Source organism: Streptomyces sp. NPDC050147 (assembly GCF_040660195.1).
GTDB lineage: Bacteria > Actinomycetota > Actinomycetes > Streptomycetales > Streptomycetaceae > Streptomyces.
Window position 1 is genome coordinate 36,232 of the sequence record NZ_JBFALJ010000009.1, and the last position, 25,415, is coordinate 61,646.

Consider the following 25,415-nt stretch of genomic DNA (forward strand, 5'->3'; position numbering starts at 1 on the left):
GCACGTGAGCATCGACCCGTCCTCGATTCCGAATTTCGGGGGACAGCCCGAACCGCAGCAGGGCGATGGACCGGCGGGCCCCGTTGTCCCCGACCAGGACCTGGTCAAGCAGCTCCTGGACCAGATGGAGCTCAAGCACGTCGTCGACGAAGAGGGAGACCTCGCGGCGCCGTGGGAGGAGTTCCGCACGTACTTCATGTTCCGTGGCGAGGACGACCAGCAGGTCTTCTCGGTGCGGACGTTCTACGACCGCGCGCACGGGATCGAGGAGAAGGCCAAGCTCCTCGAGGCGATCGACGACTGGAACCGCCGCACCCTGTGGCCGAAGGTCTACACGCACACCCACGATGACGGCACCGTCCGCCTCATCGGCGAGGCGCAGATGCTGATCGGCACCGGCGTCGCGCTCGAGCACTTCGTGTCGTCGACGGTCAGCTGGGTGCGGGCCGCGATCGAGTTCGACCGCTGGCTCGTCGAGCAGCTCGGCCTTGAGGCCGAGGTCGACGGCGCCGAGGGCGAAGAGAAGCCCGGCGACGAGGCCTAGGCCACGCGGCCGGCCCACGTCGCAACGTCACAGCGAGAGCCCGGCAGGGCGCCCACCACTGGGCGCCCCGGCCGGGCTCTCGTCGTGACCGGGGCCCATGCCGGGGCTCATGCCGGGGCTCACGACCGGGACGGGCACCTCCGCCCACACTGTCTTGCCGAGGGGCCGACGAGGCGCCGACCCCCATCGCGCGGCCAGGACATCCACCATGAGCAATCCTCGTCCGGACTCCCCATCGGGGCACGACAAGGGAGGGCCCACGGGTGGCCGCTTCTCCGAGGCGGCGTCCGCGACCTCGATGCGGACGAGGCCCTCAGCCGCGTCGAGAGCGATCCGCAGGCCGAAGTCATGTCCGGGAACCCGGCCATGCTGTACGGCGTTCGCCGTGAGTTCGCCGACGACGAGCGCGACCGCGCACGAAGCGTCGGACACCGGTGGGTAGCCCCACTCCTCCATACGCCGGACGGCGAGCCGCCGGGCCAGCCGCGCACCCCGCGGAGAGGACGTGAACTGCTGGGCGAGCGCGAAGGGCTCGTCCTCCGGAGTGATCGTTCCTGTCAGCACGGCTTGTCCGTCCTTCGCTGTCGAGCCGGGGCATCCCGTGACGTACGCGCTTCGTCACGTTCCGTGTCCAAGAGTCGTCCGATCGCCCTACGCTCGACAGGTGACACAGCCTTACTTTTCAGGCCGTAAGGACGGAAGTGACGCTTTGGCCGACGGAATTGACCCCAGTACGTCGATGGCGGCGCTTTTCGGCACGCGGGTGCGCAAGCTCCGCACGGCGGCCGGACTGACCCAGGCCGAGCTCGGCGCCATGACACACGTGGTGAGTACGCGGATCACGCAGATCGAGCGGGCATCCGGAGCGAAACCGACACTGGAGCTGGCGCGTGCGCTGGACGTCGCTCTCGTCGCCGACAACTTGCTGGTGGAGCTGTGGCCGTACGTGTACCGGGAGGCGTTTCCGGACTGGTCGCGGAGGTTCATGGAGTACTCGGAGCGTGCGGTGACGATCCGTGAGTACGCGGCTCATGTGGTGCCGGGTCTGTTGCAGACGGAGGACTATGCGCGGGCGGTGCTGCGAGTCGGCCGAACGCTCGGCAACAGAGAGCAGTTGGAGGAACGAGTCACGCTTCGCATGGGACGGCAGGGGCGGCTTACTTCCCCCGATCGACCTGAACTGTGGGTAGTTCTCGACGAGGCGGTACTCAGGCGACCGGTCGGCGGTCATGCGGTGATGCGCGCGCAGTTGGCGCGGCTGGTCACCACAGCGGCGGAGGCGTACATCACCGTGCAGGTACTGCCGTTCGACCAGGGCGAGCACGAAGTCATGGGCGGCTCCCTCACGGTGCTCACCATGCCGGACGGCTCGGAGGGCGCCTACACAGAAGGCGCGCACTACGGCCAACTCATCGAGGATCCGGACGAGGTCAGGCGCTTCGCGCTGGCCTACGATCGAATTCGGGCGGCAGCTCTGCCGCCGCTCATGTCAGTGGACATGATCCGATCCGTGATGGAGGGCAACCACCGTGGAGCGAAGGTCCCGTCCCGATCTGAACGGCGCCGCCTGGCGCAAGAGCAGCTACAGCAATCAGGAAGGCGGCAACTGCGTGGAGGTGGCCGACGGATTCCGGGGCGTCGTCCCGGTCCGTGACAGCAAGGTCCCGCACGGCCCGGCACTGTGCTTCGAAGGTGGCTCCTGGGCCGACTTCATAGGCGAGTTGAAGGCTGGGCCCCACCGCCACTGAGGCAGCCGGTTTCTGGCCGCGGCCCGCCTCATGGACTCACCACCGTCGGCGTCGCTACGTGGCCGCCCTGACCGTCAGGCCGTCAGGCGCTGCAGTCGGCTGACGGCCTCCTTGAGGACGTCGTCTTTTTTGCAGAACGCGAACCGCACGAACGGCGCCCCCGCCTCCCGGTGGTCGTAGAAGACCGCGTTCGGGATGGCGACCACGCCGACGCGCTCGGGCAGGGCCCGGCAGAAGGCGAAGCCGTCGGACTCTCCCAGGCGGCGGATGTCGGTCGTGACGAAGTACGTGCCCGCCGGGCGGTAGACGTCGAAGCCCGCGGCCGTCAGGCCCTCGCTCAAGAGGTCCCGCTTGGCGCGCATGCCCTCGGCGAACGACGTGAAGTACGAGTCGGGCAGGGCCAGGGCCTCGGCGATCGCGTACTGGAACGGGCCCGACGACACGTAGGTGAGGAACTGCTTCGCCGAGCGGACCGCCGTCACCAGCTCCGGCGAGGACGTGATCCAGCCGACCTTCCAGCCCGTGTACGAGAACGTCTTGCCGGCCGAGCCGATCGTCACCGTGCGCTCGCGCATGCCGGGGAAGGAGGCGAGCGGGATGTGCGCGGTGCCCTCGCCGTCGTCGAAGACGAGGTGCTCGTACACCTCGTCCGTGACGACGAGGAGGTCCCGCTCGACCGCGAGCCTCGCGATCTCGGTCAGCTCCGCGCGGGTCAGGACCGTGCCGGTCGGATTGTGCGGGGTGTTGAGCAGCAGCAGCCGCGTCCGGGGCGTGATCGCGTCGCGCAGCTCGTCCAGGTCGAGGCGGAAGCGCCCCTCGGCCGCGTCGGGGCGCAGCGTCACGGGGACCCGCTTGCCGCCGGCCAGGGCGATCGAGGCGGCGTACGAGTCGTAGTACGGCTCCAGGGCGATGACCTCGTCGCCGGGCTCGACCAGGGCGAGCAGGGACGCGGCGATGGCCTCGGTGGCGCCCGCGGTGACAAGGACCTCGCGGTCGGGGTCGTACGCGAGGCCGTACCTGCGCTGCTGATGGTCGGCGATCGCCGCGCGGAGCTCTGGGACGCCGGGGCCGGGCGGGTACTGGTTGCCGCGGCCGTCGCGCAGGGCGCGGACCGCGGCCTCGCGGATCTCCTCGGGGCCGTCCGTGTCCGGGAAGCCCTGGCCGAGGTTGATGGCCCCCGTTTTCACCGCCAGAGCGGACATCTCGGCGAAAATCGTCGTACCGAACTCGGCGAGGCGGCGGTTGAGCAGCGGGCGCCCGCTCCCGGATGTGGAGGTCATGACCGCCATCCTGCGCCGAACCTCTGGATTCGCTCAACTCTGCTTTGGGTCGGCTTGCGCGGGGGCATTCCCCTCTCACACGAGAACAACATGCAGAACAGCACGAGAGAAGGCGGACCCACGGGGGGCCTGCTTCGGGGGAACGGAAAGGGGCGTCAAGGTCATGGTCTTGATCTTCGTGGTTGTCGTGGTGGGCCTGATCGCCGGACTCGCGGCGTACGCCGGTCGGGGGAGCGGCAGCCGCTCGCACTCCGGTGCGGCCGGAGCGTCGGGGTCCGGCGGCAGTTGGTGGGCCGGCGGCGGTGACAGCGGCGGTGGCTCCTGTGGTGGTGGTTCGTCCTGCGGCAGCAGCTCTTCGTGTGGCGGCGGGGGCGGCGGCGGGGGCGGTTGTGGCGGTGGCGGAGGCAGCTGACACGGGGCAGCTGGTCCGTCCCTCTTTCGAAGTGCCCGGCGGGAGCAACTCCTGCCGGGCACTTCCTCGTTGACCGGTTGAACAGTTGAACTGTGGAGCCCTCGCGGGGGTGGAAACCCTCCGAAGTTGGGTAAAAGCGCAGTGGCAGGGCAGCAGTCCATGATTCCCTCTTAACCGTCAGCACCGCCCTCGGACGGACGACTTGGACATCAGGAACGTCCTCGTGGGCACGAGCCGGCATTCCGACCACTCGTTCTCCGACCGAGTGCGCCGGCACCCCCTCCATTGCGTGTTAGCGGAGCCGACCCATGCTCACGACCCTGAAGACTGTCTATACCGACACGTGCGCCGCGGACCTCGCCTGGACCCTTGGGCGCGAGCCGCTGCCCGCGCTCGCCACACTCGAACTGGAACTCGCCGACGCGAGAATGGAGCTGAGGCTTCTCGGCGCCTCGCACCAGGTGCTCCTCGAAGAGGAACGGGGTACCTGCTCCGAGACCGTCGCCTGCATCCCCGGCAGCAGCACGCCACTTCCGCTCGGTGTCTCCAAGCGCCTCGGCGAGTGGGAGTACGAATTCGCGGCGCGCGTCGAGACCCTCTCGCGCGGCCAGTTCGCGGGCCGCGCACAGGAGTTGCTCGCCCTGGTGGCCGAGCACCCGCACGGCCTGGCGGGGGTCTTTCCCGGCAGCCCGCACGCGTTCACGGCCATGCTGGCGCAGCGGCACGAGGGGGCGGTGCAGTGGCGCACCTGGCACGCCTACCCGCAGGACGGGCAGCTCGTGGCCACCCGCACCCGCGTGGGGGCGCGCATGCCGACAGTGGTCTGACCGTCGCGCTCCCCTACGTGCTCAGGCGCCGTTTCGCACTCTTGTGGGTGACCAGTTGTGTGGGTTCGGTGACGTAGCGTTCCCAAGGTGACCGAGCCCTTGACACATTTACCGGTGACGCCCCGGACAGGGCGGTTCTGCGTCCTGGTGGGCGTCTTCATCTGCGCGGCCTGCGGTCTGGTGTACGAGCTGGAACTCGTCGCCCTCGCCTCGTACTTGGCCGGTGACTCGGTCACGCAGGCGTCGGTGGTCCTCTCGGTGATGGTCTTCGCCATGGGCGTCGGCTCCCTGCTCGCCAAGCGCCTGCGATGCCGTGCCGCGGCCGGGTTCGGCCTGGTCGAGGCGGCGCTCGCGCTGGTCGGCGGGCTGAGCGCGATGGGGTTGTACGCGGCGTTCGCCTGGACCGGCGACCGGGGCGAGGTCTGGGCGAGCGGCTCGCGGTATCTGCTCGTCGCGTTCTCGCTCGCCATCGGCCTGCTCATCGGCGCCGAAGTGCCGCTGCTCATGGTGCTCATCCAGCGGATCAGACGGCAGGACCCCAGCGGCGCCGTGTCGGACCTCTTCGCCGCGGATTACGTGGGCGCGCTGGTGGGCGGACTCGCTTTTCCCTTCCTCCTGCTCCCCATGTTCGGGCAGTTGACCGGTGCGCTGGTCACCGGCGCGGTCAACGCGCTCGCGGGCGGCGCGCTCGTGTTCGGCCTGTTCCGGCACGACTTGAGCGTGCGCGGCCGGTGGGTACTGGCCGTCGCGAACGTCACGGTCCTCGGCCTGCTCGCCTCCGCCGCCGCGCTCGTCGGCGACTTCGAGGCGGCGGCCCGCCGGGCGGTCTACGGCAAGGACGTACGCGTCGCCGTGCAGACCGACGTCCAGGAAGTGGTCCTCACCGGCGGCAGGCACGATTCTCTCGACCTCGACCTCTACCTCGACGGGCGCCTGCGGGTCAGCGGCAGTGAAGAGCACCGCTACCACCGGGCGCTCGTCGGCCCCGCGATGAGCGGACGCCACGCGCGCGTGCTGATCCTCGGCGGCGGCGACGGCCTTGCGGCGCGCGAGGCGCTGCGGCACCCGGGGGTACGACGGGTGGACGTCGTCGAACTCGACCCGGGTGTGGTGCGGTTGGCCCGCCGGGACCCGGCGCTGAGCGAGCTGAACGGCCGCGTGTTCAGCGACCCCCGGGTGCGGGTGGTGTACGCCGACGCTTTCCACTGGCTGCGCTCGCCCCCTCGTACGTACGACGTGGTGATCTCCGACCTGCCCGACCCCGCGATCACCGCCAGCGCCAAGCTCTACTCCCTGGAGTTCTACGGTCTGGTGAGGCGGGCCCTGGCCGAGGGTGGCCGCCTCGCCGTGCACGCCGGGCCGATGGCCGACAAGCCGCGGGTCTTCTGGACGGCGGAGGCCACCATGCGGTCGGCGGGGCTGCTCACCGCGCCGTATCGCGTGGACGGCGGGCTCTCCGGGTTCGCCGCGGGCCCGGGCCGGGCGGCGGGCGGGGCGTCCGCGCCGCGCGACTGGGGCTTCGTCCTGGCGGCCAGGTCCTGCCCGCTCCTGGAACCGCCCGGGACGGCGGCGCTGCTGAGGGTGGGCGTGGCGTCCGCCGAACGGACGCGGATGCGTGGCCTCACCCCCTCCACGCTGGTGCATCCGCGGTATGCGAACTGACGAACTGACGTACATGCCGTCGCCCACGTGGGTAGGCTCGACTGCCATGGAGCATGAGGTGTTCGTTCCGGTTACCGTCGACCGGCTTCAGCAGGTGCTGAACGACCCCGAGCGGGTCGCTGGGGCGGTGCCCGGTCTGCAGCGCGACGCCGACGAGTCCGCGTCGCCGCTCTCCGGCCGTCTCAAGGTGCGGGTCGGCGGGCACGCGATCACGTATCGCGGCGCGGCGCGGGTCGCCTCGCGCGGCGACGGTTCCTTCGCGATCGAGGGCGAGGGCGTGGAGGTGCGGGGCGGCGGCTCCGTGAAGCTCTCGCTGACGGTGCGGCTCGAATCCGCCGAGGACGGCTCCGCTACGCAGGTGGTGTTCGCCGGGACGGGCACGGGGGAGGGGCGCGTCACCGAAAGTTCTCCACAGGCTGTGGAGGGGGCGGTGCGAAGGCTCCTTGAGCGGTTCACGGAGGGATTGGGGCGAGTGGCCACTCCCGAGCCGGAGCTCAAGCCTGAGCCCGAGATCGAGCCCGAGCCCGTCGTGGTCGAACCCGTCGTGGTCGAGCCCGTCGAGGCGCCGACCGTCTTCGAGACGGAGGTGCCGCCGTCGTCGTTCGACGAGGACGGTGAGGATGACGTGGACGAGATCGTGGTTCCTCCCGCGGAGGCCGCGCATGCCCGGCGGACGATGATCGGCCGGAGCGCCGAGGAGGTCGACCACGCGCCGCCCCGGGGGCGGTACGCGCCCGCGCCCGCGGCCGATTCGATGTCCACCTCCGCCACCCTGCGCTGGGCCGCGCCCGCTGCCGCCGTGGTGCTGGCCTCGGCGATCGTGGTGGGACGGGCGCTTCGGCGCAGGCGTTAGCCGCATCAGCCCCTGCCCGTAGGCTCACCCCGTGAGTAGCAATGAAGACGTGACACTGAACGCAGGCGACGCGGAAGTCACCGTGCAGGCCGGGAACGGCGGCCGGGTGGGGAGCCTGAGGGTCGGCGGGGTCGAACTGCTGAGGCAGGGCGAGCGCTACGGCTGCTTCCCCATGGCACCCTGGGCCGGCCGCATCCGCGAGGGCAAGTTCCGCAACGGCGGCACGCTCCACCAGATGCCCCTGAACTCCCCGCCCCACGCCATCCACGGTTTCGCCAGGGACGCCGCGTGGCGCACCGCCCGCGCCGGCAAGAGCGAGGCCGCGTTCACGTACGACCTCACCGACCCCTGGCCCTACGAAGGCCGCGTCACGCAGATCGTCGCGCTCACCGAGGACTCCCTCACCCTGACGCTCGGCATCGAGACCTACGGCGACTCCTTCCCCGCCCAGGCGGGCTGGCACCCCTGGTTCAGGCGGGACCTCGGGCAGCAGGACGTACGCATCGGCTTCGACGCCGCCTGGCAGGAGGAGCGCGGCGACGACCACCTCCCCACCGGCAACCGCGTCGCCCCGACCCCCGGCCCCTGGGACGACTGCTTCGGGATGCCCGACGGCGTCGACGTCGCCCTGACCTGGCCCGAGCAGCTCGAGCTCACGGTGAAGAGCCGTGAGCAGTGGGTCGTGGTGTACGACGAGCAGGAGGCCGCCGTGTGCGTGGAGCCGCAGACAGGACCGCCGAACGGGCTCAACACCGCGCCCCGGCTCGTCACGCCCATCGAGCCCCTGGAGACGTCGACGACCTGGACCTGGAGGCGGCTCTGAGCTGCTTGACGCGGCTTTAAGCTGACAGGCATGACTGACGACGTACGTGGCGCGCTGCTGCAGCAGATCAAGGACAAGGCCGTGGTGCACGGCAAGGTGACCCTCTCCTCGGGTCTCGAGGCCGACTACTACATCGACCTGCGCCGCATCACCCTCGACGGAGAGGCCGCCCCCCTGGTCGGCCAGGTGCTTCTCGACCTCACCGCCGACCTCGACTTCGACGCCGTGGGCGGCCTCACCATGGGCGCCGACCCCGTCGCGGGCGCGATGCTGCACGCCTCCGCCGCGCGCGGCAAGCGCCTGGACGCCTTCGTCGTGCGCAAGGCCGCCAAGGCGCACGGCATGCAGCGCCGTGTCGAGGGCCCGGACATCAAGGGGCGCCGCGTTCTCGTCGTCGAGGACACCTCCACCACCGGCGGCTCCCCGCTGACCGCCGTCGAGGCCGTGCGCGAGGCGGGTGCCGAAGTGGTCGGCGTCGCGACCATCGTGGACCGCGCCACCGGCGCCGGCGAGAAGATCACCGACGGTGCCGGGGTGCCGTACCTCTTCGCGTACTCCAAGGACGACCTCGGCCTGGACTAGAACTGGACCGGATCCGGTATGGGCGGACGGCCTGAGCCGCCCGGCAAGTCTGGAAAGATGGGGGCGACGATGACGTCGCCCCCTTAGGTCAGGGCCAAGCACACACCCGCACATCACAAGGAGCGGACACATGCCCATCGCAACCCCCGAGGTCTACGCCGAGATGCTCGACCGGGCGAAGGCAGGCAAGTTCGCCTACCCGGCCATCAACGTGACCTCCTCGCAGACGCTGCACGCCGCACTGCGCGGCTTCGCGGAGGCCGAGAGCGACGGCATCATCCAGATCTCCACCGGTGGTGCGGAGTTCCTGGGCGGCCAGCACAACAAGGACATGGTGACGGGCGCCGTGGCCCTCGCCGAGTTCGCGCACATCGTCGCCGCGAAGTACGACATCACCGTCGCGCTGCACACCGACCACTGCCCCAAGGACAAGCTGGACACGTACGTCCGTCCGCTGATCGACGTCTCCGCCGAGCGCGTCAAGGCCGGCCGTAACCCGCTCTTCCAGTCGCACATGTGGGACGGCTCCGCCGAGACCCTCGCCGACAACCTGGCCATCGGCCAGGAGCTGCTCGCGAAGGCCGCCGCCGCGAAGATCATCCTCGAGGTCGAGATCACCCCGACCGGCGGCGAGGAGGACGGCGTCACGCACGAGATCAACGACGAGCTCTACACGACCGTCGACGACGCGCTGCGCACGGCCGAGGCCCTCGGCCTCGGCGAGAAGGGCCGCTACCTCCTGGCCGCGTCCTTCGGCAACGTCCACGGCGTCTACAAGCCGGGCAACGTCGTCCTGCGCCCCGAGCTCCTCAAGGACCTCCAGGAGGGCGTCGCCGCCAAGCACGGCAAGGCCGCCGGCTCGCAGCCGTTCGACTTCGTCTTCCACGGCGGCTCCGGCTCCACCGCCGAGGAGATCGCGACCGCCCTGGAGAACGGCGTCGTGAAGATGAACCTCGACACGGACACGCAGTACGCCTTCACGCGTCCCGTCGCGGACCACATGTTCAAGAACTACGACGGCGTCCTGAAGGTCGACGGCGAGGTCGGCTCGAAGAAGACGTACGACCCCCGCACCTGGGGCAAGGCCGCCGAGGCGGGCATGGCCACGCGCGTCACCGAGGCGTGCGCGAACCTGCGCTCCACGGGCACGAAGCTGAAGTAACCGCCACGGCGGTCCGTACGGGCCCGGCACCCTTCCCTGGGTGCCGGGCCCGTACGCGTATGCAGCAGACTGGAACCCATGGCCATTCACAAGGATCTGCTCGGGGGACCGCCCCCGACCCACCTGCCCGACGACCCGGAGCCGCGCGAGCTCCTCGCCAACGGCGCCGCGCCCGCGGACGTCGCCGCGAAGTACCCCACCTCCTCGCTCGCCTGGGCGCAGCTCGCCGACGAGGCGTTCGAGCGGGGCAGCGTCGTCGAGTCGTACGCGTACGCCCGCACCGGCTACCACCGCGGCCTGGACTCGTTGCGCCGCAGCGGCTGGAAGGGACACGGCCCGGTGCCGTGGGAGCACGAGCCGAACCGCGGCTTCCTGCGGGCCCTGCACGGCCTCGCACGCGCCGCGCAGTCGATCGGTGAGCAGGAGGAGTACGAGCGCTGCGCCGGCTTCCTGCGGGACTCGTCCCAGACGGCCGCCGACACCCTGGGTTAACCACCGCATACGCGCGTGACCTGCCTGGACGCCTGTGTGACCAGGCAGGTCTTGCCGTTTTGTGGGATGTTGCGGAGGATGCCGTTGGGGACCGGGGCCCCCGTGTCGGTAACGGCAGGGGCGGACCGCTACCCGGAGTACGTATCAAGGAGATCGCGATGTCCCAAGACGTGGACACCCCGAACCTCGACTTCGCAGGAACCACCCCGTACGAGGATTACGTCCAGGCGGACGTCCTCACGCACCTCCAGCACCTGCGTTCCGATGACCCCGGAGAGATGGTCTTCCTGGTCACCACCCAGGTGATGGAGCTGTGGTTCACGGTCATCGTGCACGAGTGGGAGACCGCGTCGCACGCCCTGCGCCGCGACGAGATCCCCACCGCCGTGGCCGCGCTCAAGCGCAGCTTGCGCGAGCTGGAGGCGCTGAACGCCTCCTGGCGCCCGCTGGCGCAGCTCACCCCCGCGCAGTTCAACTCCTATCGCGGAGCGCTCGGCGAGGGGTCCGGATTCCAGTCCGCGATGTACCGCCGCATGGAGTTCCTGCTCGGCGACAAGTCCGCCTCCATGCTGGTGCCGCACCGGGGCGCGCCGCGCGTCCACGCGGAGCTGGAGAAGGCGCTTCAGGAGCCGAGCCTGTACGACGAGGTCCTCGCCCTGCTCGCACGCCGCGGCCACGCCGTGCCGGCCGCCGTGCTCCAGCGCGACCTGACGAAGAAGTACGAGCCGTCGCCCGAGGTCGAGAAGGTGTGGACCGACCTCTACGCGGGCGACGAGAGCGATGAACTCGCCCGCCTGGGCGAGGTGATGACGGACGTCGCCGAGCTGGTGTGGCGCTGGCGCAACGACCACCTGGTGGCGACCCGGCGCGCCATGGGCTCCAAGACGGGCACAGGCGGCTCGGCAGGGGTGGCGTGGCTGGAGAAGCGCGCACAGAAGAACGTCTTCCCCGAGCTGTGGACTGCGAGGAGCCATGTCTGAGGCCGACCTCAAGGCGCAGGCGGAGAAGCGGGACGGCGACGACGAACTGCGCGCCAAGCGCGAGGAGTTCGTCCTGGACGACACCGTCTATCTGGACGGGAACTCCCTCGGCGCCCTGCCTGCCGTCGTCCAGGAGCGGGTCGCGGACGTCATCTCCCGGCAGTGGGGGCAGCTGCGCATACGCTCCTGGGACGAGAGCGGCTGGTGGACCGCTCCCGAGCGCGTCGGCGACCGCATAGCGCCCCTCGTGGGGGCCTCGCCCGGCCAGATCGTCGTCGGCGACTCCACGAGCGTGAACGTCTTCAAAGCCCTGGTGGCCGCCGTACGCATGGCGCGTGAGTCGGGCGAGGGGCGGGACGAGATCGTCGTCGACGCGACGACCTTCCCCACGGACGGGTACATGGCCGAGTCCGCGGCCCGGATGACGGGCTGCCGTCTGGTGCCGGCCGCCCCGGGCGAGGTGCGCGACGTACTCGGCCCGCGTACGGCCGTCGTCCTGCTCAACCACGCCGACTACCGCACGGGACGGCTGCACGACCTGCCCGGTCTCACGGCCGCCGTGCACGAGGCGGGCGCGCTCGTGGTCTGGGACCTGTGCCACACGGCGGGTGCGCTGCCCGTGGGGCTCGACGAACACGGCGTGGACCTGGCCGTCGGGTGCACCTACAAGTACCTGAACGGCGGGCCGGGCTCGCCCGCCTACATCTACGTACGGGCGGATCTGCAGTCACGCTTCGACTCCCCGCTGCCCGGCTGGAACTCGCACGCCGAGCCCTTCGGGATGCGGCCCGGATTCGAGGCGGCGGACGGTGCCCTGCGGGGGCGGGTCGGTACGCCGGACATCCTGTCGATGCTGGCGCTCGACGCCGCGCTCGACGTCTGGGACGGCGTGTCCATCGAGGCCGTACGCGCCAAGTCCCTCGCTCTGACGGACTTCTTCGTCGAGTGCGTGAGGGCTTACGTCCCCGAGGGGCGGGTCGAGGTGCTCACCCCGGCGGCGCACGCCGAGCGGGGCAGTCAGGTCGCCCTGCGGTCCGATGACGCGGGTGACGTGATGCGGCGCCTCGTCGAGCAGGGCGTGGTCGGCGACTTCCGGGCGCCGGACGTGCTGCGGTTCGGCTTCACGCCGCTGTACGTGGGCTTCGCCGACGTGGAACGGGCGGCGGGCGTGCTCGCGCGGACGCTGGCCGGGGCCACCGGCTGACAGCCGGAGCGGAACCCGTCCCGGCCCGGCTCCTCTCCTCGGGGGGAGCGGGGTTCGGGGCGCGCCCCCGGTACCGGCAGGACAGCGGGGTAGGGGAAGATCAAAAGTCAGAAGAGCCGCACGCCCATCCCCGCAGAGAGGCCCTCGCATGCCGGACGACGCCGCCGTGGCCCGCGATGCCGCCGAGGCCGACGCCGCCTTCTCGCACCCGGCGGTGACGCCCGACGCCACCGCCGCGTACGGCGAACACGCCGACCAGGTGATCGACTTCTACGCACCCAGGACCGGCGGCGACGCCCCGGCCCCGCTGGTCGTCGTGTTGCACGGCGGCGCCTGGCGCGCTCCGTACGACCGCCTGCACATCACGCCCTTCGCGGACTTCCTCGCCCGGCGCGGTTTCGCCGTGGCCAATGTCGAGTACCGCCGGGGCAGTTCGATCCCGGCCCAGGGGGCGGGCCCCGTCGCGGGGCGCTGGCCCGAGACCTTCGACGACGTGGCCGCCGCCTTCGACGCGCTGCCGGGTCTCGTACGGGAGCACCTGCCGACGGCCGACACGCGCCGCACCGTCGCCACCGGCCACTCCGCAGGCGGCCACCTCGCCCTGTGGGCCGCCGCCCGCCACGTCCTGCCCGAGGGCTCCCCGTGGCGCGTCGCCAGGCCCGTGCCCTTTCGCGGTGTCGTGGCCCTCGCGCCCCTCGCCGACCTGCGCACGGCGCAGGAGCTCGGCGTCTGCTCGGACGCGCCCCTGCAACTGCTCGGCGGCAGGGAGAAGTTCGAGGAGCGGCTGCCGCATGCCGACCCGGCGGCCCTGCTGCCGACCGGCATCGCCACGACCGTCGTCCAGGGGCGCGGCGACATCGTCGTGCCGCAGGCGGTGGCCGACGCGTATGCCGACGCCGCGGCGAAGGCGGGCGAGGTCGTCGGGGTGACGCTTCTCGAAGACGTCGGGCACTTCCCGCTGATCGACCCTGCGGCCGACGCGTGCGCGGTGGTGGCGGAGGAGATCGCACAGCTGGCGTTCTGAGCGCGCGGCTGTGGGGCTCAGACCCGCACGCGGAGCTCCCGTAGCCCTCGGATCACGAAGTTCGGCTTCCGCTCCGGCTCGGCGGCGAGCGTCAGGCGCGGCGCCCGGCGCAGCAACGCCCCGAGCGACGCGGCCAGTTCGATGCGGGCCAGCGGCGCGCCGATGCAGTAGTGGATGCCCGCGCTGAAGGAGATGTGCGGGTTCTCGGCGCGGGCCAGGTCCAGTTCGGCGGGGGCGGTGAACACCGCCGGGTCGTGGTTCGCGGAGCCGAAGAGGAGGGCGACCTCGCTGCCGCGCGGGACCACGGTGCCGTCGACCTCGATGTCGTCGAGCACCCACCGCTCGAAGAGCTGGAGCGGGGTGTCGTACCGCATCAGCTCCTCCACGGCGGTGGGGACCAGGCGCGCGGGGTCGGCGCGCAGGGCGGCGAGCTGGGCGGGGTTGCGGAAGAGGGCGTACCAGCCGTTGACGGTGGCGTTGACCGTCGCCTCGTGCCCCGCGTTGAGCAGCAGCACGCAGGTGGAGATCATCTCCTGTTCGCTGAGGGACTCCCCTTCGTCGTACGCGTGGATGAGCCCCGAGATCAGGTCGTCGGCAGGCTTCTCGCGGCGGGCGGCGATGAGTTCGCGCAGGTAGGCGGAGAATTCGAGCGAGGCCTTGACCGCGCGGCGCGCGGTCTCCTCGGGCGGGTTCAGCTCGTACATGCCGCAGATGTCAGCCGACCAGGGCCGCAGCTGGTCCCGGTCGGCCTCCGGGATGCCCAGCATCTGCGCGATGACGGCCACCGGCAGCGGTTCGGCGACCCGAGCGGCGAGATCACCGCCCCCGTCGTCGACGAGCTCGCGCACCAGACGGTCGGCCAACTCTTCGACGTAGGGCCTCAGTCGCTCGACCGTGCGCGGTGTGAACGCCTTCGACACCAGGCGCCGGATGCGGGTGTGCGTGGGCGCTTCCAGGTCGAGCATGCCGTTGTCGTTCAGGACGTGGAACGGCTCGTGCTCGGGCGGCGGGGCCTGCCGCCCGAACTCCTCGTGCGTGAAGCGGTGCAGATAGGTACGCCCGAGCCGGCGGTCCCGCAGCAGCGCGGACACGTCCGCGTGGTGCGGGACGAGCCACTGGCCGGTGGGTTCGAAGTAGTGGACCCGCCCGGCGGCCCGCAGCCGCGCGTAGGCCGGGTAGGGGTCGGCGACGAACTCCGGTGACCAGGGGGAGAAGCCTGCGCTGAGGGCGTCCATGGAGGGACGGTAGCCGCCCGCGCGGCTGCCCAGGAAGAGGTCAGCCCGGCGTGACGAGCCGTGCCTCGTACGCGAAGACCGCGGCCTGGGTGCGGTCCCGCAGGCCCAGTTTCACCAGGATGCGGCTCACGTGGGTCTTGATCGTCGACTCGGCGACGACGAGACGCGAGGCGATCTCACCGTTGGACAGGCCCTGGGCGATGAGGACGAGCACCTCCGTCTCGCGCTCGGTGAGCTCGCCGTACTGCTGCGCCTGCACCGTCGCCGAGAGGCGCGGCACCTCGCCCAGCTTGGAGAACTCCGTGATCAGGCGGCGCGTCACGGAGGGCGCGAGCAGGGCCTCGCCCGCCGCCACCACCCTTACGCCGTCGGCGAGTTGGCGCGCGGACGCGTCCTTCAGGAGGAAGCCGGACGCCCCGGCACGCAACGCCTGGTAGACGTACTCGTCGAGGTCGAACGTGGTGAGGACCAGGACCTTCGAGGCGACGTCGGCCGCGACGATCTCCCGGGTCGCCTCGATGCCGTTCAGTTCGGGCATGCGGATGTCCATCAGGACGACGTCCGGGGTGAGCTCGCGGACGCGGTCGACGGCCTCGCGGCCGTTGACCGCCTCGCCCACGACCTCGATGTCCGGCATCGCGTTGAGCAGGACGGAGAAGCCTTCGCGGACCATCATCTGGTCGTCGGCGATCAGTACGCGGATCGTCATTCCTGGCCTCCGGTGGGTTCCGACGCGGACGCGACCGGCAGGAAGACGGTGACTTCGTAGCCGCCGTCGGCGGTCTCCTCGGCTCTCATCTCGCCGTCCAGCATCGTGACACGCTCGCGCATGCCGGTGAGACCGTGCCCCGCTCCGGGCGAGGGTTTGACCAGGCCGGTCGGGGGCCCGTTGACGATGCGCAGTCCGAGGCCACCGAGCACATAGCCGACCTCGACGCGGGCCGTGGCGCCGGGCGCGTGGCGCAGGGTGTTGCTCAGCGCCTCCTGGACGATGCGGTACGCGGAGAGCTCGACGCCCTGCGGGAGTTCGCGGACGGCACCGGTGACGGCCTTCTCGACGTCGAGGCCGGTGTCGCGGACGTTGGCGATGAGCCGGTCGAGGTCGGCCAGCGTGGGCTGCGGGGCGTCCGGCGCCTCGTAGTCCTCCGCCCGTACGACACCGAGGACGCGGCGCAGCTCCGTCAGCGCGGCCACGGCGTTCTCGCGGATCGTGACGAACGCCTGCTCCAGCTCCGGGGGCGGGTTCTCGACGCGGTAGGGGGCGGCCTCCGCCTGGATGGCGACCACCGACATGTGGTGCGCGACCACGTCGTGCAGTTCGCGCGCGATGGTCGTCCGCTCTTCGAGGAGCGTGCGCTTGCCGCGCTCCATCTCGGTGACGGTCCGCTGGACGCTGACTTCGCGCTGGGCCTCGCGGCGGATGTGCACGAGGGAGGCGGCGAGGAGGGCGAACGCGGAGACGATGAGCATCTCCGGGGTGTTCGTGCTGTAGCCCGGGCTGAGGAAGACCTCGGCCGCGATGCCGTACACCGCTGTGCCGACCCACATCCACGCGCCGACGCGGGGGCGGGTCCGCAGGGTGATCAACGTCATCACGGTGATGTGCGCGAAGAAGACGCTGTCGGCCCACGGATAGCCGCTGTCCCAGTGGCTGCCGATGGCGCCGGAGAAGGGGGTGGTCGCGAGCAGGGCCCACCAGGCGGCGACGGGCCTGAGCAGGGTCATGGCGACGGCAGCGGCCGGGATGAGACCGGTGAGGACGTAGTCGAGGCCGCCGGTGTCGTCCGCGTAGCCGATGAGGAAGGCGAAGAAGGCGGCGGCCAGGACCGCCGCGTGCGGGGTCCAGCCCGCGTACTGGCGTATGCGGGCGGGAAGGCGCCGGGAAAGGGCGCCGTCCGTACGCATCTGGGGCAGTGGCCGGTAGGCGAAGGCACCACGGAAGAGGTCCTGGCGGAGCCCTCCGAGAGCATCCATGGCCAGGCGGAACTCCGGGCTGCGGTTGCTGCCGGGGGCGGTCTTGGTCGCGTCAGTCACGCTTACGAAGGTACGGGGGCGGCCTTGCCGGGGGCGTCCCCTCTGGGGTGGGTTCTGGGGGGTCCGTCGCAGGTACTACTTGGGGCTTGGGCGGTGCGGTTTGTGTCCGTCTTGGGGGTGCGGGGGTCCGGCGGCTCGGGTGGTGCGGTTTGTGTCCGTCTTGGGGTGCGGGGGTCCGGCGGCTCGGGTGGTGCGGTTTGTGTCCGTCTTGGGGTGCGGGGGTCCGGCGGCTCGGGGGGTGCGGTCCTTGTCCGTCCTGGGGGGGGGCGGGGGTCCGGCGGCTCGGGTGGTGCGGTTTGTGTCCGTCCTGGGGGGGCGGGGGTCCGGCGGCTCGGGGGGTGCGGTCCTTGTCCGTCCTGGGGGGGGGCGGGGGTCCGGCGGCTCGGGTGGTGCGGTTCCTGTCCGTCTTGGGGTGCGGGGCCGCGCCGGTATGTCCGTCCTCGCTATCGTCCGGTGGGCGCGGGGCTGCTTCGGCTCCGGAGTGCCGCGAACCGTGCTCCGGGCGGACAAACCGACACGTCCCCTCGCGTCTCGTTGCCGACTGCCGACGCGTGGGGGCCCTCCCAAGGCTGAGGCGGTAGCACTACACCCCGACCGTGCGCTCCTGCCCCACCCCTCTGGGCCCACCCCTCCCCTGGCCCACCCCCCTGGCCCGCCCCTCCCACATACCGCGGGGCATTCGCGCGGGAGGCGGGAAAGGCCTGTTCGACCAGGGGCGCTGCGGGGCAATCGGGTGGGTGGGTGGGAAAGCTTGTTCGTTCAGGGGGCGCTGCGGGGTGATCGGGTGGGTGGGTGGGAGAGGCGTTAGGGCAAGTAGGACCGCGGGGTCACGTGATCAGGTCCCGGCGGCGAAGTCCCGCCAGGCCCGCGGCAACCAGCACCCCCGCAAGGGCGAGAAGCACCCCCACCGGCCCCCACGTCATGGGAGAGCCCGGCACCTTCGGAAGGTGCCCGAACGGAGACACGTCCATCGCCACCTGCGGAAGGTCAAGCGCGGGGCCGATCCAGCCCACCGCCAGGCAGACCCCGGCCGCCCCCCAGGCAGCCACCGCCGCCCGAGGGAAGGCCCCCACCAACAGCACCGCGAGCCCGCCCAGCGCCCAGATCGCGGCCACCTGCACCAGGCAGGCCCCCAGGATCGGCCCGAGGTCCTTCCCGTACCCGAGAGCAAGACCGAGCCCACCCACCAGCATCAGCAGCACCGCACCGCCGAAGGCGATCACGAGATGCCCCCCGGCCCACCGCAACCGCCCCACCGCGTTGGCGAGGACAGGCTCCGCCCGCTGTGACGTCTCCTCGCCGTGCAGCCGCAGCACCGAAGCGACCACGTACAGCGAGGCGACCATCCCGAGCAGGCCGACCATCGTGGCGAGGAAGGCGTCCGTGATGCCGGACTGACCGCCCATCCGCTCGATGACGTCGCGGGTGTCGGCGTTGTCGCCGACGATGTCCGCCACGCCCTCGACCATCCCGCCGAAGACGACGCCGGACGCCAGGAACCCCAGCGTCCAGCCGAGCACGCTGCCGCGCTGCAGCCGCCACGCGAGCGCGCCCGCCGTGCCGATCCCGCCCTTCGCGGGCCCTGGCCGCGTCGGCAGGAAGCTCATGCCGACATCGCGCCGCCCCGCCAGGCCGTACGCGACGGCGCCCTGCGCCACGATCGCCGCGGCGGTCAGCAGCAGCACCCACCACCGCTCACCGGCGTAGGCCCGGAGGTTCTGGGCCCAGCCGAGCGGTGAGAGCCAGGTCAGCGCGGACTCGCCGCGCTCGCTCCCCGCGTCACCGGCGGCCTTGAGCACGTACGCGGCGCCGAGCACCCCGGACGTCAGCCCCTTGGCGAGCCGCGCGCTCTCCGTGAACTGGGCGACGATCGCCGCCATGGTGGCGAAGAGCATGCCGGTGCCCGCGACGCCGAGCCCCAGCGCGAGCGCACCGGCCGAGCCCTGCCCGGCCATCCCGCCGGTGATGAGCAGCCCCACGGCCGCGTTCGCCACGAACGCGGCGAGCAGCGCGGCGGTCAGCGGCGCACGCCGGCCCACCATCGCGGCGGAGAGCATCTCCTGGCGGCCGGTCTCCTCCTCCTCACGCGTGTGCCGTACGACGATGATCAGGCTCATCACGGCGGCGAGGATCGCGGCGTACACGCCGATGCGCCAGGCGGACAGCGCGCCGATGGAGTCCCCGAACACCGGCGAGTACAGCGCCCGCATCGAGGAGTTGGCGTTCATCGACCGCATGGCGTCGGCCCGCTCGGCGGCGGTGCCGTACGTCCCCTCCAGGGAGCCCGGCATCGCGAGGACCAGGCCGGCGACGACGATGATCCAGACCGGCATCATGACGCGGTCGCGGCGCAAGGCCAGCTTCAACAGGGCGCCGGTTCCGGAGAGTTGGCGGGAGGTGCGGGGGGCGAACTCCGTCGGCGCGGCGGTGTGGGCGGTCATCGCGCGACCGCCCGTACGTCCTCCTGGTAGTGCCGAAGGAAGAGTTCTTCGAGCGTCGGCGGCGTGGAGAGGAGGGAGCGGACCCCGGATTCGGTGAGGGAACGCAGCACGGCGTCCAGTTTGTCGGTGTCGACCTGGAGCTTGACGCGATGCCCGGAACGACCGCCGGATACGTCGACGTCGTGCACGCCGGGCAGCCCCGCGAGCCCGTTGGGCGGCCCCGCCAGCTCGGCGGTGACGCTGGTCCGCGTCAGATGGCGCAGGTCCGCGAGGGAGCCGGTCTCGACGGTCCGCCCCTTCCTGATGATGCTGACGCGGTCGCAGAGCGTCTCCACCTCGCTGAGGATGTGCGAGGACAGGAGGATGGTGCGGCCCCTGTCCCGCTCCTCCTCGACGCACGCCTGGAAGACCTCCTCCATGAGCGGGTCGAGCCCGGAGGTGGGCTCGTCGAGGATCAGCACGTCGACGTCGGACGCGAAGGCGGCGACGAGGGCGACCTTCTGCCGGTTGCCCTTGGAGTACGTGCGCCCCTTCTTGGCCGGGTCCAGTTCGTACCGCTCGACGAGGTCCGCCCGGCGGGCCCGGTCGAGCCCGCCGCGCAGCTTCCCGTACAGGTCGATGACCTCGCCGCCGGAGAGGTTGCGCCACAGGGTGACGTCGCCCGGTACGTACGCCACGCGCCGGTGCAGCTCCACCGCGTCGCTCCACGGGTCCTTGCCGAGGAGCTGGGCGGCGCCGGAGTCGGCGCGCAGCAGGCCGAGGAGGACCCGGATGGCCGTGGACTTCCCGGCGCCGTTGGGGCCGAGGAAACCGTGCACCTCGCCGGCCTCGACGTCCAGGTCGAGGCCGTCCAGCGCGTGCGTCTGCCCGAACGACTTGTGCAGTCCGGAGACGGTGATTGCCTTCGTCATGTTTCAGAACGTACGCTCACTTCACAAATTTGTGAAGTTAAGGAAGCGTATAAACTCGGGCCACGGAGGACCGCACAACCGGACAGGGGAGAGGATCAGTACATGCCCAAGGAGCCCGCGCCGGCACCACTGCCGGGCGAACGTGACGGCGAGCTCGTCGGCCGCTTCGTCGAGCAGTTCGCGTCACAGCTCGTCGAGGCGGGGATGCCGAGGATGCCCGCCAGGGTCTTCGCGGCGCTCCTCGCCTCGGACTCGGGCGCACTGACATCGGCGGAGCTCGGCGAGCGGCTCCAGGTGAGCCCGGCGGCCGTCTCGGGCGCCGTCCGCTACCTCACGCAGCAGCACATGGTGGCCCGCGAGCGCGAGCCCGGTTCGCGCCGGGACATCTTCCGCGTGCACAGCAACCAGTGGTACGAGGCGATGGGCAGCCGGGAGGGCGTGCTCAAGCGCTGGGAGGCCGCCCTGCGGGACGGCGTGTCCAGCCTCGGCCCCGACACCCCCGCGGGACAGCGGCTCGCCGAGACGCTGGCGTTCTTCGAGTTCGTCCAGGACGAGTTCGCGGGCATGATGGAGCGCTGGCGCGTGCGCCGGGAGAGCTTGTTCGGCAAGTAGGCCGACCGCTCGCCACAAGGGTTCACCACGGCGCTCACCCCGGCAGCGTCAGGCTCCAGGCAGCGGCCCGCACCGACCACGTACGCGTCCGCACCGGACCCCCCACCACCGTGTCCGCCCGGTAGTGGAAATCAGCCCCGGACACCGTGACCGTCCGGGCCCGCACCAGCAGCGGCGACGCCTCGGCGCCCACGGACGAGGGGCGCACCTCCACCTCCGCGAAGCCGTCGTCGGCGGGGTTCACCGCGACCCTCTCGACCGGCTGGTCCAGGTCCACCACGACGACCCCGTCGGCCTCCACCCGCAGCCGCGCCGGAGCGGGCCCCGGCGCCGCCACGACCCGCGGGGGCCGCGCGGTGAGCGTGCGCACGAAGGACTGGCAGGTCCGCAGCCACGGGTGACCGTCCACCGGTATCCCCCCGGTGGCCGAAGCGGCGATCGGCGGAATCCGCAGCTCTCCGAGGACCACGCCGTCCCGGTCGTCGACGAGCAGATCAAGCCGCCGCTCGGCTCCTTCGAGCACCGCCCGCGCCGCCGCGACCGCTCCCACGGGCACTCCGAGCGCCCTCGCGAGCGTCTGCGAGGCGCCTACCGGAACTACGGAGAGTGCGCATCGCGCGAGCTCCCGCTCCCGGTGGAGCACCCCCACGGCCCGCGCCAGAGCGCGGTCGTCACCGATCACCACAGGGCGCCGCGCACCCCGCCTGATCAGGGCTTTCGCGAAGTCCTCGGGCCCCTCGGGCAGACAGAAGCGGACGGACGCGCCCGCGCCGAGAACGTCCTTCGCGATCCTTACCGACTCACCGTCCGTGCGCCGGGCGACCGGGTCGATGACGACTAGCAGCTGGTCGCGAGCCGACAACGTGCGCCCCTTTTCTGAGACCTCGGGTAGCATCTTTGTGCAAGAGCCCCTTGCGCTATTGCGCCAGGGGCTTCGTCTATTCCGGGGCAGCATCCAAGGCACACCCATATGGCGGCTACGGCCCCTGACCTTGGACATGCCCCGCCCGGAAGGGGTGTACGCCTGTGCCCGCACTTGTGCTGCTCGGTGCTCAGTGGGGTGACGAAGGCAAGGGAAAGGCCACTGACCTGCTCGGTGGCTCCGTGGACTATGTAGTGCGTTACCAGGGCGGCAACAACGCCGGCCACACGGTCGTCGTGGGCGACCAGAAGTACGCGTTGCATCTCCTCCCTTCCGGGATTCTCTCCCCGGACTGCGTGCCTGTCATCGGCAATGGAGTCGTCGTCGACCCGTCGGTCCTGCTCTCCGAGCTGAGCGGTCTGAACGAGCGCGGCGTCGACACGTCGAAGCTGCTGATCAGCGGCAACGCGCACATCATCACGCCGTACAACGTGACCGTCGACAAGGTGACGGAACGCTTCCTCGGCAAGCGCAAGATCGGCACGACCGGCCGTGGCATCGGCCCGACGTACGCCGACAAGATCAACCGCACCGGCATCCGCGTCCAGGACCTCTACGACCAGTCGATCCTGGAGCAGAAGGTCGAGGCGGCTCTCGAGGTCAAGAACCAGCTCCTGACCAAGCTCTACAACCGCCGCGCCATCGAGGTCGGCCAGATCGTCGAGCAGCTCCTGGAGCACGGCGAGAACATCAAGCGGTACGTCGCCGACACCACGCTGATCCTCAACAACGCGCTGGACGAGGACAAGGTCGTCCTCTTCGAGGGCGGCCAGGGCACCCTCCTGGACGTGGACCACGGCACGTACCCCTTCGTCACCTCCTCGAACCCGACCGCGGGCGGCGCCTGCACGGGTACGGGCGTCGGCCCGACGAAGATCAGCCGCGTCATCGGCATCCTGAAGGCGTACACCACGCGTGTCGGCGCGGGCCCGTTCCCGACGGAGCTCTTCGACCAGGACGGCGAGGACCTGCGCCGTATCGGTGGCGAGCGCGGTGTCACCACCGGCCGTGACCGCCGCTGCGGCTGGTTCGACGCGCCGATCGCGCGTTACGCGACCCGCGTGAACGGCCTGACGGACTTCTTCCTCACGAAGCTGGACGTCCTGACGGGCTGGGAGCAGATCCCGGTCTGCGTCGCGTACGAGATCGACGGCAAGCGCGTCGAGGAACTCCCGTACAACCAGACCGACTTCCACCACGCGAAGCCCGTCTACGAGTACTTCCCCGGCTGGTCCGAGGACATCACCAAGGCCCAGACCTTCTCCGACCTGCCGAAGAACGCGCAGGGTTACGTGAAGGCCCTGGAAGAGATGTCCGGCGCCCCGATCTCCGCGATCGGCGTGGGTCCGGGCCGCACGGAGACGATCGAGATCAACTCGTTCGTCTGACGGCTGCCGCTGTACGACGCGAGGGGCGCCCCGGCCTGGCCGGGGCGCCCCTTCCGTTGCGCCGCCCGGGTCTGTGCTCAGGTCTGCGCTCAGGCGCGCCGACGGCGGTAGTAGGCGTAGGTGAGGACGAGGAGCAGCGGGCCCCAGAGGTTCATCAGGCCGCTGACCGTCATCGCGAGCACGTCCCAGCCCGCGGCGTACGGCCAGGCGCCGGGCCCCTCCCCGATGGCCGTGACCAGCCACTCGACGCCGATGCCGGTGAGCAGGAGCCCGCCGATGGCCGCGGGCACGACGGCGGCGGCCACCGGCACGCGCCGCCCGCCGAGCCACGGCATCCACCGCGGCACGACCTCGCCCCATCCCCGTACGAGGCCGAAACCGAGGAGCGCGAAGAGCTCGGTGAAAATGCTGAGCCCGAGGACGTAGGGGATGTTGAACCACGCGGGGTCCATGGTCTGGCCGCCCATCCCGTAGCCGAAGCCGATGGGCAGCCGCCAGACGCAGACGGGGAGGGCGACGAGGGGGATGGCGTGTGCCATCCGCTCGGCCCAGCGGGGAACGGGCCGTGCGGTGCCCTTCGACGCCGTGGTCGTCCGGGCCGCCGTCTCGTGCGCCGCGCAGGTCGTGGTCATGGCTCCAGCGTGGCGGGCGGCGCGCCGCGCCGGATCGACGCCGCGGTGGATCTTCCTCCGCCGTGCGGGCTAGGCCTCACTCCTCCTCCCCGCACATCCGCAGCCCCACCGGCGTCTGGCAGGGCAGGTGGCCGTGGGTGCGGACCACGTCCTGGCCGTTCCCGCGGATCGCGTACGCGAGGAAGCTGGACGCCAGGGAGTCGGCGGGCGGGCTGCCGTAGGTGTAGGCGTACTCGATCTCGCGGTAGGGGTAGCCGCTGGACTGAATGTGGTCGATGGACGGGGCATGACCGTTCAGGTTCAGGCGGTGCATGCCCTTGAGCGTGATCGTGTCGCGCAGTTCGCTGTAACCGATCGCGCCCGGGGTGGTGGCGACGGTGTCCAGGACCTGGTCCGTGTCGTCGAGTTCGCAGCGGATCACCGGGGCGGCCGGGCTGATGTCCTTGGTCAGGCAGTCGCTCGAGGACTCCTGGATCTCCGACCCGCCCTTCAGGACCTGCCGTTGCAGGGTGACTCGGGTGCCCGAGCTGGAACCGCGGCTCACCAGGACCACCGGGCGGTCCGGGCCGCCGGGGAGCTCGTTCCAGTTGCGGATCTCGCCCCTGAAGAGACGGCCCACGTCCCGCGACGAGAGGTTCTTGAGCGGGACGTCGTCGTTCAGGACGAGGGCGAAGAGGGAGACCGCCACCCTCGTCTCGCTCAGCCGCGTGTAGCTGGAGGGGCGTGGCCCGTCGGAGAAGGCGATCACCGGCGGGGAACCGTCCTCGTCCCCGGCGGATTCGGTGCCCATGGCCGCCAACTCCCTTATCCCGCTGCGGCTCCCGTGCGCGTTCACCTTGATCGTCGAGCCGTCGCAGGCCGACATGTACTTCTCCGCGAGCTCGGACGCGACCTCCTCGAACGCCGTGGAACCCGTCAGGGTCAGCGTGCCCGTCTCGCAGTACGAGGGCGGCGGCTCGGCGTCGGGGCGCAGGATGAGGCCCGCGAGGCCGAGGATCACCAGGCTCAGCGCGATGGCCACCCGCTGCGACAGCCTGCTGAACACCGGGGGCTTCTCGTCGGGGGCCGCGCTGTGGTTCTCGTGCGTCTCGCCGCCCTGGATGCCGCCGATGACCGTGTAGCCGCTGTCCACGGGGCCGCCGGTCAGCAGGACCAGGAGCTTGTAGTACTCACCTCGGTTGAGCGGTACGCGCGGGATGTGCAGCCTGCCGGACTCGTAGCCGAGGCCGGTGCCGGGCGCGAAGTGCTCCATCAGGTGGTCGGCCTCGGGCGGCAGCGTCACCGCCACCGCGCGGATCGTGCGGTGCTCGAAGACCGCCGTCAGGCCGTGCGGCGAGCGGCCCGTGTAGTCGGCCACGTCGATGGGCAGCGAGCCGTCGTTCTCGACGCGGAGCAGCACCAGCGTCGCGTCCGACATCTCGGGGGCCTCGTCGAAGAGACCGAGGCGCGCGTTCGCGTCCCCCGTACGGACGTTGTCGCCTATCGCCGTGTCCATCTGCTTGCGGTAGCCGATGCGCTTGCGGCGCGGTACGCGGCGTTCGAGCAGCACGGGGACGAACGCGCCGGCGACGCCGACCAGGATGGCGAGCACGGCGATGATGTTTTCGGTGCTCAACCAGTTCATGGGCGGCACGGTAGGCGGCGGGG

At 71.1% G+C, this 25,415-nt stretch carries 25 protein-coding genes; 15 read left to right on the plus strand and 10 right to left on the minus strand.

The window, feature by feature from the left end; genetic code table 11:
- Positions 1 to 4 precede the first annotated feature (4 nt).
- Positions 5 to 544, plus strand: a complete 540-nt coding sequence (locus AB0I94_RS16040) for a YbjN domain-containing protein (RefSeq protein ID WP_363310184.1) — start codon at positions 5 to 7, stop codon at positions 542 to 544.
- Positions 545 to 571: 27 nt separating this feature from the next.
- On the opposite strand, the gene AB0I94_RS16045 is transcribed toward AB0I94_RS16040, so the two are convergent.
- A complete protein-coding gene (locus tag AB0I94_RS16045) occupies positions 572 to 1,108 on the minus strand; it encodes an ATP-binding protein (RefSeq protein ID WP_363310185.1) in 537 nt (178 codons plus the stop codon).
- 175 nt (positions 1,109 to 1,283) lie between these two features.
- On the opposite strand from AB0I94_RS16045, the gene AB0I94_RS16050 reads away from it, so the two are divergent.
- Together AB0I94_RS16050 and AB0I94_RS16055 are read left to right on the plus strand one after the other, a co-directional pair.
- Positions 1,284 to 2,198: a helix-turn-helix transcriptional regulator gene (locus AB0I94_RS16050; protein ID WP_363310373.1), complete on the plus strand. Its 915-nt coding sequence runs from the start codon at positions 1,284 to 1,286 to the stop codon at positions 2,196 to 2,198.
- Entirely contained in the window at positions 2,161 to 2,292 is a 132-nt protein-coding gene (locus AB0I94_RS16055; protein WP_363310374.1) for a DUF397 domain-containing protein, read from the plus strand. Before AB0I94_RS16050 ends, AB0I94_RS16055 begins: the two co-directional genes overlap by 38 nt.
- 74 nt (positions 2,293 to 2,366) lie before the next feature.
- Here AB0I94_RS16055 and AB0I94_RS16060 read toward each other — a convergent pair whose 3' ends face one another.
- The gene (locus AB0I94_RS16060) at positions 2,367 to 3,572 is read right to left on the minus strand and encodes a pyridoxal phosphate-dependent aminotransferase (protein ID WP_363310186.1); all 1,206 of its coding nucleotides are present in this window, start codon (positions 3,570 to 3,572) and stop codon (positions 2,367 to 2,369) included.
- Between the two features lie 720 nt (positions 3,573 to 4,292).
- Between AB0I94_RS16060 and AB0I94_RS16065 the strand changes: the two genes are divergently transcribed.
- The 10 genes from AB0I94_RS16065 (at position 4,293) to AB0I94_RS16110 (ending at position 13,593) form a co-directional block, all read left to right on the plus strand.
- A complete protein-coding gene (locus tag AB0I94_RS16065) occupies positions 4,293 to 4,811 on the plus strand; it encodes a DUF2617 family protein (protein ID WP_363310187.1) in 519 nt (172 codons plus the stop codon).
- Between the two features lie 114 nt (positions 4,812 to 4,925).
- Complete coding sequence (locus AB0I94_RS16070; RefSeq protein WP_363310188.1) at positions 4,926 to 6,473, plus strand: polyamine aminopropyltransferase; 1,548 nt, start codon at positions 4,926 to 4,928, stop codon at positions 6,471 to 6,473.
- Positions 6,474 to 6,519: 46 nt separating this feature from the next.
- Complete coding sequence (locus AB0I94_RS16075) at positions 6,520 to 7,326, plus strand: SRPBCC domain-containing protein (RefSeq protein ID WP_363310189.1); 807 nt, start codon at positions 6,520 to 6,522, stop codon at positions 7,324 to 7,326.
- Positions 7,327 to 7,357: 31 nt separating this feature from the next.
- Positions 7,358 to 8,149, plus strand: a complete 792-nt coding sequence (locus AB0I94_RS16080; RefSeq protein ID WP_363310190.1) for an aldose 1-epimerase — start codon at positions 7,358 to 7,360, stop codon at positions 8,147 to 8,149.
- A gap of 30 nt (positions 8,150 to 8,179) precedes the next feature.
- Complete coding sequence (gene pyrE, locus AB0I94_RS16085; RefSeq protein ID WP_351167044.1) at positions 8,180 to 8,731, plus strand: orotate phosphoribosyltransferase; 552 nt, start codon at positions 8,180 to 8,182, stop codon at positions 8,729 to 8,731.
- 130 nt (positions 8,732 to 8,861) lie between these two features.
- A complete protein-coding gene (gene fbaA, locus AB0I94_RS16090; protein WP_363310191.1) occupies positions 8,862 to 9,893 on the plus strand; it encodes a class II fructose-bisphosphate aldolase in 1,032 nt (343 codons plus the stop codon).
- A 78-nt stretch (positions 9,894 to 9,971) separates the two neighbouring features.
- Complete coding sequence (locus AB0I94_RS16095; protein WP_361829148.1) at positions 9,972 to 10,385, plus strand: DUF3151 domain-containing protein; 414 nt, start codon at positions 9,972 to 9,974, stop codon at positions 10,383 to 10,385.
- A gap of 158 nt (positions 10,386 to 10,543) precedes the next feature.
- The gene (locus AB0I94_RS16100; RefSeq protein WP_363310192.1) at positions 10,544 to 11,365 is read left to right on the plus strand and encodes a tryptophan 2,3-dioxygenase family protein; all 822 of its coding nucleotides are present in this window, start codon (positions 10,544 to 10,546) and stop codon (positions 11,363 to 11,365) included.
- Complete coding sequence (kynU, locus tag AB0I94_RS16105; RefSeq protein ID WP_363310193.1) at positions 11,358 to 12,569, plus strand: kynureninase; 1,212 nt, start codon at positions 11,358 to 11,360, stop codon at positions 12,567 to 12,569. The genes AB0I94_RS16100 and kynU overlap by 8 nt, the downstream gene beginning before the upstream one ends.
- A 148-nt stretch (positions 12,570 to 12,717) precedes the next feature.
- Positions 12,718 to 13,593, plus strand: a complete 876-nt coding sequence (locus tag AB0I94_RS16110; RefSeq protein ID WP_363310194.1) for an alpha/beta hydrolase — start codon at positions 12,718 to 12,720, stop codon at positions 13,591 to 13,593.
- Positions 13,594 to 13,610: 17 nt separating this feature from the next.
- Here the strand turns inward: AB0I94_RS16110 and AB0I94_RS16115 are convergent, their stop codons facing one another.
- From AB0I94_RS16115 to AB0I94_RS16135, 5 genes are all read right to left on the minus strand, one after another.
- Positions 13,611 to 14,828, minus strand: coding sequence for a cytochrome P450 (locus AB0I94_RS16115; protein WP_363310195.1), 1,218 nt, complete (start codon positions 14,826 to 14,828; stop codon positions 13,611 to 13,613).
- A 40-nt stretch (positions 14,829 to 14,868) separates the two neighbouring features.
- Positions 14,869 to 15,537 carry a response regulator transcription factor gene (locus tag AB0I94_RS16120; protein WP_363310196.1) on the minus strand — a complete coding sequence of 223 codons (669 nt, stop codon included), beginning with the start codon at positions 15,535 to 15,537 and terminating at the stop codon, positions 14,869 to 14,871.
- On the minus strand, positions 15,534 to 16,802 hold the full coding sequence (locus AB0I94_RS16125; protein WP_363310375.1) for a histidine kinase: 1,269 nt from the start codon (positions 16,800 to 16,802) through the stop codon (positions 15,534 to 15,536). The genes AB0I94_RS16120 and AB0I94_RS16125 overlap by 4 nt, the downstream gene beginning before the upstream one ends.
- 887 nt (positions 16,803 to 17,689) lie before the next feature.
- On the minus strand, positions 17,690 to 19,303 hold the full coding sequence (locus AB0I94_RS16130) for an ABC transporter permease (protein ID WP_363310197.1): 1,614 nt from the start codon (positions 19,301 to 19,303) through the stop codon (positions 17,690 to 17,692).
- The gene (locus tag AB0I94_RS16135) at positions 19,300 to 20,214 is read right to left on the minus strand and encodes an ABC transporter ATP-binding protein (RefSeq protein ID WP_363310198.1); all 915 of its coding nucleotides are present in this window, start codon (positions 20,212 to 20,214) and stop codon (positions 19,300 to 19,302) included. The genes AB0I94_RS16130 and AB0I94_RS16135 overlap by 4 nt, the downstream gene beginning before the upstream one ends.
- Positions 20,215 to 20,316: 102 nt before the next feature.
- Here AB0I94_RS16135 and AB0I94_RS16140 point away from each other — a divergent pair, with 102 nt between their 5' ends.
- Positions 20,317 to 20,826 (plus strand): helix-turn-helix domain-containing protein, encoded by a 510-nt coding sequence (locus AB0I94_RS16140; RefSeq protein WP_363310199.1) that lies wholly within the window; start codon positions 20,317 to 20,319, stop codon positions 20,824 to 20,826.
- A gap of 34 nt (positions 20,827 to 20,860) precedes the next feature.
- On the opposite strand, the gene AB0I94_RS16145 is transcribed toward AB0I94_RS16140, so the two are convergent.
- Positions 20,861 to 21,721 (minus strand): diacylglycerol kinase family protein, encoded by an 861-nt coding sequence (locus tag AB0I94_RS16145; protein WP_363310200.1) that lies wholly within the window; start codon positions 21,719 to 21,721, stop codon positions 20,861 to 20,863.
- Between the two features lie 131 nt (positions 21,722 to 21,852).
- Here AB0I94_RS16145 and AB0I94_RS16150 point away from each other — a divergent pair, with 131 nt between their 5' ends.
- Positions 21,853 to 23,136 carry an adenylosuccinate synthase gene (locus tag AB0I94_RS16150; protein WP_363310201.1) on the plus strand — a complete coding sequence of 428 codons (1,284 nt, stop codon included), beginning with the start codon at positions 21,853 to 21,855 and terminating at the stop codon, positions 23,134 to 23,136.
- Between the two features lie 89 nt (positions 23,137 to 23,225).
- Here the strand turns inward: AB0I94_RS16150 and AB0I94_RS16155 are convergent, their stop codons facing one another.
- Both AB0I94_RS16155 and AB0I94_RS16160 read right to left on the minus strand, forming a co-directional pair.
- Positions 23,226 to 23,768, minus strand: coding sequence for a hypothetical protein (locus AB0I94_RS16155; RefSeq protein WP_363310202.1), 543 nt, complete (start codon positions 23,766 to 23,768; stop codon positions 23,226 to 23,228).
- A 76-nt stretch (positions 23,769 to 23,844) separates the two neighbouring features.
- A complete protein-coding gene (locus AB0I94_RS16160; RefSeq protein WP_363310203.1) occupies positions 23,845 to 25,392 on the minus strand; it encodes a substrate-binding domain-containing protein in 1,548 nt (515 codons plus the stop codon).
- Positions 25,393 to 25,415: the final 23 nt, after the last annotated feature.

Bases quoted from the DNA above. Each gene is read 5' to 3' on its own strand.
- AB0I94_RS16095 (WP_361829148.1), top strand. From the start codon at position 9,972: ATGGCCATTCACAAGGATCTGCTCGGGGGACCGCCCCCGACCCACCTG.
- AB0I94_RS16135 (WP_363310198.1), bottom strand. From the start codon at position 20,214: ATGACGAAGGCAATCACCGTCTCCGGACTGCACAAGTCGTTCGGGCAG.
- AB0I94_RS16130 (WP_363310197.1), bottom strand. From the start codon at position 19,303: ATGACCGCCCACACCGCCGCGCCGACGGAGTTCGCCCCCCGCACCTCC.
- AB0I94_RS16155 (WP_363310202.1), bottom strand. From the start codon at position 23,768: ATGACCACGACCTGCGCGGCGCACGAGACGGCGGCCCGGACGACCACG.
- AB0I94_RS16140 (WP_363310199.1), top strand. From the start codon at position 20,317: ATGCCCAAGGAGCCCGCGCCGGCACCACTGCCGGGCGAACGTGACGGC.
- AB0I94_RS16160 (WP_363310203.1), bottom strand. From the start codon at position 25,392: ATGAACTGGTTGAGCACCGAAAACATCATCGCCGTGCTCGCCATCCTG.
- AB0I94_RS16145 (WP_363310200.1), bottom strand. From the start codon at position 21,721: ATGCTACCCGAGGTCTCAGAAAAGGGGCGCACGTTGTCGGCTCGCGAC.
- AB0I94_RS16100 (WP_363310192.1), top strand. From the start codon at position 10,544: ATGTCCCAAGACGTGGACACCCCGAACCTCGACTTCGCAGGAACCACC.
- kynU (WP_363310193.1), top strand. From the start codon at position 11,358: ATGTCTGAGGCCGACCTCAAGGCGCAGGCGGAGAAGCGGGACGGCGAC.
- AB0I94_RS16115 (WP_363310195.1), bottom strand. From the start codon at position 14,828: ATGGACGCCCTCAGCGCAGGCTTCTCCCCCTGGTCACCGGAGTTCGTC.
- pyrE (WP_351167044.1), top strand. From the start codon at position 8,180: ATGACTGACGACGTACGTGGCGCGCTGCTGCAGCAGATCAAGGACAAG.
- AB0I94_RS16110 (WP_363310194.1), top strand. From the start codon at position 12,718: ATGCCGGACGACGCCGCCGTGGCCCGCGATGCCGCCGAGGCCGACGCC.
- AB0I94_RS16125 (WP_363310375.1), bottom strand. From the start codon at position 16,802: ATGGATGCTCTCGGAGGGCTCCGCCAGGACCTCTTCCGTGGTGCCTTC.
- fbaA (WP_363310191.1), top strand. From the start codon at position 8,862: ATGCCCATCGCAACCCCCGAGGTCTACGCCGAGATGCTCGACCGGGCG.
- AB0I94_RS16050 (WP_363310373.1), top strand. From the start codon at position 1,284: ATGGCGGCGCTTTTCGGCACGCGGGTGCGCAAGCTCCGCACGGCGGCC.
- AB0I94_RS16065 (WP_363310187.1), top strand. From the start codon at position 4,293: ATGCTCACGACCCTGAAGACTGTCTATACCGACACGTGCGCCGCGGAC.
- AB0I94_RS16120 (WP_363310196.1), bottom strand. From the start codon at position 15,537: ATGACGATCCGCGTACTGATCGCCGACGACCAGATGATGGTCCGCGAA.
- AB0I94_RS16060 (WP_363310186.1), bottom strand. From the start codon at position 3,572: ATGACCTCCACATCCGGGAGCGGGCGCCCGCTGCTCAACCGCCGCCTC.
- AB0I94_RS16075 (WP_363310189.1), top strand. From the start codon at position 6,520: ATGGAGCATGAGGTGTTCGTTCCGGTTACCGTCGACCGGCTTCAGCAG.